This window comes from Mesorhizobium sp. M7A.F.Ca.CA.002.15.2.1 (genome assembly GCF_003998715.1).
Lineage (GTDB): Bacteria > Pseudomonadota > Alphaproteobacteria > Rhizobiales > Rhizobiaceae > Mesorhizobium > Mesorhizobium ciceri.
Genome location: NZ_RZPI01000933.1, coordinates 1 through 1,610, shown reverse-complemented (window position 1 = coordinate 1,610; position 1,610 = coordinate 1). Strand labels below are relative to the sequence as shown.

Sequence of the window (1,610 nt, the reverse complement as noted above, 5' to 3'; positions counted from 1 at the left end):
GCTGCCGGTCGTTACCAATGAGACGATCAAGCTGTGCGACGAAGGCACATGGGCGGAGATGAAGGCCGGCTGCAACGCCTTCAAGCCGTCGCTGGTCTCCAATCCGGGCTGGTTTGCCTCGATCTTCTCGGACCAGACACCCGAGGTCGGCCTTAATGCTGCCCTCGTCGGACAACCGGAGAACTAAGCCTCCCAAGGCCCGTGTGACGATGCACGGACAACTGTCCGTGCGTCGTCAATCCATGCCAAGCCGGCGATCGAGGACAATGACAGAACACTCCGAGCTCCCCGCCGTCGAGATCGACGGCATCAGCAAGGCGTTCGGCCCGACCGTCGCGCTGGACGGCGTGTCGTTTGCGATCGCGCCCGGCAGCGTCCATGCCCTGCTCGGTGAAAACGGAGCCGGCAAGTCGACACTGGTGAAGCTGCTGTCCGGGCTGGTCCGGCCGAGCCAAGGCCATGTCCGTGTCTTCGGCAAGGAGATCGCTTACGGCGCACCGCGCGCAGCACATGCGCTCGGCATGCAGACAGCATTCCAGGAGATGACCCTGGTGCGCGATCTCTCCGTGCTCGACAACATGCTGCTGCCTTACGCCCCCGTCGGCATCTCCGGCCTGATCCGCCGCGGTGCCGCCCGCAAGGCCGTCCGCCGCCATATCGAAGATCTCGGTTTTTCCGTCGATCTCGATGCCGAGGTGAGCGAGCTCGAGCTTTCGGTGCGCCAGAAGATCGAGATCGCGCGCGCCGTCTACCGCAAGCCGCGCATCCTTTTGCTCGACGAACCGACCTCGACGCTCGCCGGACGCGACGTCGACTGGCTGGGCGACATCATCGCCAGGCTGAAGACGGCGGGTACCACCATCGTCTTCATCACCCACCGCATGCGCGAGGTCCGCGCTTTTTGCGACACGCTGACGATCCTGAGAAACGGCCGCCACATCGTCACCGCGCCGGTCGCCGATGTCTCGGATGCCGACGTCATCGAAAAGATCATCGGCCGCAGCATCGAGCAGACCTTTCCGCCCAAGCCGGACAGCGCCCAGGCCTTCGGTCCGCCGGTTCTGGGCGTGCGCGACCTCAAGGTCGGACGCAAGCTCGACGGCGCCGGCTTCGATCTGCGCAAGGGCGAAATCCTCGGCGTCGCCGGGTTGCAAGGCATGGGCCAGCAGGACCTGTTCCTGGCCTGCTTTGGCATGGCCGAGATCGAGCGCGGCCACATCCTCGTCGACGGCCGCAAGGTCTGGCTCGGTTCGCCGGCCGATGCCTTGCGCCCCAACATGGCCATCGGCCTGGTGCCGGAAGACCGCAAATCCGAAGGCCTGTTCCTGAAATTGTCGGGCAGCCAGAACGCCACGCTGCCGGTGATATCGCGCTTCACACGGCTAGGCCTTGTCGACGCGCAAGCCGAGACCCGCTCCGTCGAGGCGGCATTCGCCACTGTCGAGGTCGACCGCCGCGCGCTGTGGACGCGGGCCGGTGCGTTTTCCGGCGGCAACCAGCAGAAGATCGCCATCGCCAAGTGGCTGGTGGCGCAGAGCCGCATCCTGCTGTTGTTCGATCCCACCCGAGGCATCGACGTTGGCACCAAGCACGAGCTTTATGTGATGATG

At 65.1% G+C, this 1,610-nt stretch carries 1 protein-coding gene and 1 pseudogene; both read left to right on the top strand.

Annotation, left to right across the window (positions count from 1 at the left end; all coding sequences use genetic code 11):
* Nucleotides 1–187, top strand: a pseudogene (locus ENZ74_RS31265) (sugar ABC transporter substrate-binding protein); the annotation flags it as partial.
* Nucleotides 188–266: 79 nt separating this feature from the next.
* Nucleotides 267–1,610: sugar ABC transporter ATP-binding protein (locus ENZ74_RS31260; protein ID WP_164761368.1), on the top strand; the 1,344-nt coding region annotated here is incomplete at its 3' end.